Raw genomic sequence first — 6,058 nt, 5'->3', positions numbered from 1 at the left:
AATAAAGGGTGTGTAATATGCAAAGTTATGGTTTACCAAAGAAACAAGGACTTTACGATCCAGCCTTAGAACATGATGCGTGTGGTATGGGGTTTGTTGTTAATATCAAGGGAGAGAAGTCTCATGACATTATTGACGAAGCCTTAACGGTACTGGAAAACTTAAACCACAGAGGAGCAAGCGGAGCCGATGAAAATACCGGAGACGGTGCGGGAATACTGATCCAAATACCCCACGAATTCTTCAAACGAGAATGCGAAGTCCTGGGGTTTGCGTTGCCGGAAAAAGGCAGCTATGGCGTAGGGATGGTCTTCGCCCACAAGTATGACGAGTTCCGAAAAACACAAATGGAAACCTTCGAAAAAATTGTTGAAGAGGAAGGTCAGACCGTCTTAGGCTGGAGAGAAGTACCGATCGATAAGACGATCATCGGGGAAGGCGCCAAAGCCGTCATGCCGCGCTTCATCCAAGTTTTTATCGGGAAAAATCCGAGCCTGAAGGATGAAATGGACTTTGAACGAACGCTTTATATTATCCGAAAACGAGCCGAAAAACTCATCGTACCGATGTCCCAAGACAAGGGAGGCACCTTCTATATCGCCAGCCTGTCCTCCAAGACCATCGTCTATAAAGGCATGCTCACAGCCGAACAGCTGAGAAATTTCTACCTCGACCTAGCCGATCTCGATTTCACCTCCGCCCTGGCCATGGTGCACTCCCGGTTCAGCACCAACACCTTCCCCAGCTGGGAGCGAGCGCATCCGAACCGCTACATCGTTCATAACGGCGAGATCAATACCATCCGAGGCAACGTCAACTGGATGAAAGCGCGCCAGAAATGCATCGATTCACCGCTCTTTGAGGATCTCAGCAAAGTCTATCCCATCGTCGACGAAACCGGGAGCGACTCAGCGATGTTTGACAACAGCTTGGAATTTCTGCACCTCACCGGCAGATCCTTACCGCATGCCGTCATGATGATGATCCCGGAACCTTGGGAAAAGAATGACCTGATGTCCAAAGAGAAAAAGGACTTCTACCAATTCCATGACTTCTTAATGGAACCGTGGGATGGCCCGGCAGCCATGGCCTTCTCGGACGGAGACGTCATCGGCGGAGTCCTCGACCGAAACGGACTGCGCCCCTCACGGTATTATGTCACCAAAGATGACAAAGTCGTCTTAGCCTCCGAAGTCGGCGTCATGGACATCAAACCTGAAAATGTCCTCTACAAAGGCCGCCTGGAACCGGGCAAAATGTTGCTGATCGATACCAAAGCCCAGAGAATCATCTCCGATGAAGAACTCAAGAAAAGCGTATCCATCATGCATCCCTATGCCGAATGGAATACCCGGCATATCGTCCCTCTCAGCGATCTCCCTGCCCTGAACGCACCCGAAGAGGAACTAACCGAAGAACTCATAAAGCAGCAAAAAGCCTTTGGCTATACCTACGAGGACATCACAAAAACCATCCAACCGATGGTAACCCAAGGCGTCGATCCCATTGGAGCCATGGGAATGGATTCACCGCTCGCGGTCTTATCCGAAAACCCCCAGATGCTGTACCTCTACTTCAAACAGCTGTTTGCCCAAGTCACCAATCCCCCCATCGACGGAATACGAGAAGAACTCATCACCTCCAGCAGCATCCTCCTCGGAGATACCGGAAACCTGCTGGATCCCGACCAACGCAAATCAGCCAGTGTCGCCTTGGACCATCCCATCCTGACCAATGAACAACTGACCACCCTAAAGCATCTCAACAACGACCAATTTAAAACCGTGACCCTATCCATCCTGTATAACGTCGCCGAAGGGGCCAAAGCGATGGAAAAGGCCTTAGAGAGAGTCTTCAAAGAAGCTGATCAAGCCATCAGCGCAGGCGCTAATATCATCATTCTCTCAGACCGAGGCGTCAACGAAAAACTCGCAGCCATCCCCGCCCTCTTAGCCTCCTCGGGGCTCCATCAACACCTCATCCGCCAAGAAATCCGAACCAACCTCGGAATCGTGCTGGAATCGGGCGAACCCAGAGAAGTCCACCACTTCTGCACCCTGATCGGTTATGGCGTCACCGCCATCAATCCGTATTTAGCCTATGAGACCATTAAAGATCTCGCCCAAAACGAGATGCTCGAGGGACTCACCTATCCAGAAGCCAAAACGAACTACATCAAAGCCTCCGTCAAAGGCATCCTGAAAGTGCTGACCAAAATGGGCATATCGACCGTACGTAGCTATCACGGAGCCCAAATCTTTGAAGCCGTCGGCCTGGGAAACGATCTCATCGCTAAGTATTTCACGTTGACCCCCTCCCGAATCGACGGAATAGGCCTCGAAGAGATTGCCCGAGAAAATCAGATGCGGCATGAAAGTGCCTATCAGGAAAACTCCCTGTATACCGACACCCTGGAAGTGGGTGGATACTTCCAGTGCAAAGAAGGCGGGGAACGCCATCTCTACAATCCCGAAAGCATCTACATGCTGCAAAAAGCCTGCCGAGAAGGAAATTACGCCCTCTACAAAGAGTACTCCAACAAAATCAACGGCGAACTCTGCACGCTAAGGAACCTACTCGATTTCAAGTATGTCCTAGGCGACATGATCCCCATCGAAGACGTCGAAACGGTAGACTCAATCGTCAAACGATTCAAAACCGGAGCCATGTCCTACGGCTCCATCAGCAAAGAAGCCCACGAATGTCTGGCCATCGCCATGAACCGACTGGGCGGCAAGAGCAACACCGGTGAAGGCGGCGAAGATTCCGAGCGCTTTAGCGTCCTGCCGAACGGAGACACGAAAAACAGTGCCATCAAACAAGTCGCTTCAGGACGATTTGGCGTAACCAGCAACTACTTGGTCAATGCCAAAGAAATCCAGATCAAAATGGCTCAGGGTGCCAAACCCGGCGAAGGAGGCCAACTACCCGGACGTAAAGTGTATCCCGAAATTGCCCGCGTACGGCATTCAACCCCCGGCGTCGACCTCATATCTCCCCCGCCGCATCACGACATCTATTCCATTGAAGATTTAGCCGAACTCATCCATGACCTAAAGAATGCCAACAAAGACGCGCGAATCAGCGTCAAGCTGGTATCCGAAGTCGGCGTTGGAACCATCGCCGCCGGTGTAGCCAAAGGAAAAGCCGACCTCATCCTGATCAGTGGCTATGACGGCGGGACCGGAGCCTCACCCAGCACCAGCATCCGAAATGCCGGCCTCCCCTGGGAATTAGGACTCGCCGAGACCCATCAAACCCTCGTCCTCAACAAACTAAGAGACCGAGTCGTGGTCGAAACCGATGGCAAACTGCTATCAGGACGAGATGTCGCCATAGCGGCCATGCTGGGCGCCGAAGAATTCGGCTTCTCAACCACCCCTCTCATCGCCATAGGATGTGTCATGATGAGAGTCTGCAACCTCAACACCTGTCCGGTAGGGATCGCCACCCAAAATAAAACCTTACGCAAGAACTTTACCGGTAAACCCGAGTATGTCGAAAACTTCATGCGCTTTGTCGCTCAAGAATTGCGAGAAATCATGGCCAAGCTCGGCTTTAGAACCGTCAATGAAATGGTCGGACGCACCGACCGAGTGAAACCTAAAGAACACGTCAAACATTGGAAGGCCTCAAGCCTCGACCTGTCACAGATTCTGTATCAACCGTATGCCGGCGCCGATGTCAGTCGCTTCAAAACTCAAGCCCAAAACCATATGCTCGAAAAATCGCTCGATATTAAAAAACTTTTGAGAATGTGTCAGCCCGCCCTGGAAAACCGGAAATCGATCCGAGCGAAACTAAAAATCAATAACGTGGATCGAGTCGTGGGAACCATCGTCGGAAGCGAAATATCCAAGCGATATGGCAAAGAAGGACTGCCCGAAGACACCATCAAGCTAACCTTTGTCGGCTCAGCCGGACAAAGCTTTGGAGCCTTCATACCCCAAGGCATGTCCCTCGAACTCGAAGGCGACGCCAACGATTATTTAGGCAAAGGTCTCTCCGGCGGTAAAATCGTCGTTTATCCGCCCAAGGTCTCCGACTTTGATCCCAAGCAAAACATCCTGATTGGCAATGTGGCCTTTTACGGGGCCACCTCAGGCGAAGCCTATATCAACGGCATCGCCGGCGAACGATTCTGCGTAAGAAACAGCGGCGTCAAAGCCGTCGTGGAAGGCGTAGGGGACCACGGCTGTGAATATATGACCGGCGGTAAAGTAGTGATCCTCGGCAAAACAGGCCGAAACTTTGCCGCAGGAATGTCCGGCGGAGTCGCCTATATACTGGACTTTGACGAAATCTATTGCAACAAATCCATGGTGTTACTGGAAACCATGGAAGCAGACGAACTGAATGAAATCAAGGCCATGATCAGCAAGCATGTGGAGCATACCGGCAGCCCCTTTGGCAAGACGGTCCTTGAAGACTGGAAAAGCTCTTCGCTAAGATTCACCAAAATCATTCCCAAAGACTACAAACGGATGCTGGCAAACATTGATAAGGCTCACAAGGCAGGCTTAAACGGCGACGAAGCGTTAATGGTCGCGTTCGAAGAGCATTTTAAAAACTAAGGAACAAGACAATAGCAAATTAAGGTGGGACTTACAATGGGAAAAGCAACGGGATTTTTAGAGTATGAACGAGTCAACCCGCAGAAACGTCCTGCAAAGGAACGAATCAACGACTGGAACGAACTGAGGCTCCCACAGGACCCTGACGTCATAAAAACCCAAGGTGCAAGATGTATGAACTGCGGCATACCCTTTTGCCACGGCAGCGTCCTACTCAACGGCATGGCAGCAGGATGCCCCGTACAAAATCTTATCCCCGAATGGAATGAACTCGTATACAAAGGCCAATGGGAAGACGCCTACAAACGACTGATCCGAACCAACCCCTTCCCCGAATTCACAGGCCGAGTCTGCCCAGCACCCTGTGAAGGGTCCTGTACTGAAGGCCATATCATGGAGTCCGTGGCCATCAACAGCCTCGAATATGAGATCATCGAAAAAGCCTTTGCCGAAGGCTGGGTCGTCCCGAAAAAAGCCAAAGCAACCGGCAAAAAAGTAGCGGTCGTCGGTTCCGGCCCAGCAGGAATGTCCGCAGCCTATTATTTAAAGGCCGTAGGACATGACGTAACCATCTACGAACGAAACGATCGGGCCGGAGGTCTGATGATGTACGGGATTCCCTCCATGAAGCTCGAAAAACGAATCGTGGAACGACGCATCGAGCTGATGAAAGCCTCCGGAATCCAATTCATCCTGAAGACCGAAGTCGGTCGGGACATCCCCACTCAAGAACTCATCGATACCTATGACGCAGTCATCCTGTGCGCAGGAGCAACAAAGCCCCGGGGACTGGAGGTTGAAGGAAACGAGCTTAAAGGAGTTCACTTTGCCGTCGATTTCCTAAAAGCTACGACCCAAAGTCTCTTAGACTCAAGTCTCGAGAACGGGAAGTATATAAACGCCCAAGGCAAAAACGTGATCATCATCGGCGGAGGCGATACCGGAACAGACTGTGTCGCCACATCAATACGGCATGGCTGTCAAAGCGTCAACCAGTTTGAAATCATGCCGAAACCACCGGAAAAAAGAAACGAAGAAACCAATCCCTGGCCGGAATGGCCGCTCAAACTTAAAGTAGACTACGGTCAGGAAGAAGCGATCAGCCTCTATGGCCAGGATCCCAGAAATTACCTCATCGCCACCAAAAAGATCGTAGGAAATGAGCAAGGTGAAGTCAAAGAAGTTCATACTGTCGAAGTCACCTGGGTAGAGAACGCCGCCGGAAGAAGGGTGCCGCAAGACGTTCCGGGCAGCGAAAAAGTATGGCCAGCAGACCTAGTGTTACTAGCCATGGGATTTTTAGGTCCTGAAGATACGATCCCCAATGAGCTTAAGCTGGAGAGAGATCCCCGGAGCAATGTCCAAGCAGCGTATGAAGTTTTCGAGACCAATGTCGAGAAAGTCTTCACCGCAGGCGACATGAGACGAGGGCAGAGCCTCATTGTTTGGGCTATCCAGGAAGGAAAACTGGCTGCCAGGGAAGT

At 51.2% G+C, this 6,058-nt stretch carries 2 protein-coding genes; both read left to right on the top strand.

Annotation, left to right across the window (positions count from 1 at the left end):
- Positions 1 to 17: 17 nt before the first annotated feature.
- Positions 18 to 4,574, top strand: coding sequence for a glutamate synthase large subunit (gltB, locus tag DOT_RS13100; RefSeq protein ID WP_009619417.1), 4,557 nt, complete (start codon positions 18 to 20; stop codon positions 4,572 to 4,574).
- A gap of 36 nt (positions 4,575 to 4,610) precedes the next feature.
- A partial coding sequence (locus DOT_RS13095; RefSeq protein WP_009619413.1) for a glutamate synthase subunit beta occupies positions 4,611 to 6,058 on the top strand: 1,448 nt, incomplete at its 3' end.

It is taken from the genome of Desulfosporosinus sp. OT (assembly GCF_000224515.1).
In the GTDB taxonomy this organism is placed as follows: domain Bacteria; phylum Bacillota; class Desulfitobacteriia; order Desulfitobacteriales; family Desulfitobacteriaceae; genus Desulfosporosinus.
Note: the sequence above shows the minus strand (reverse complement) of the source record. Positions and strands in the feature narration are given on the sequence as shown.

Excerpts from the sequence above, each read along its gene's own strand:
- gltB (WP_009619417.1), top strand. The coding sequence starts at position 18 with ATGCAAAGTTATGGTTTACCAAAGAAACAAGGACTTTACGATCCAGCC.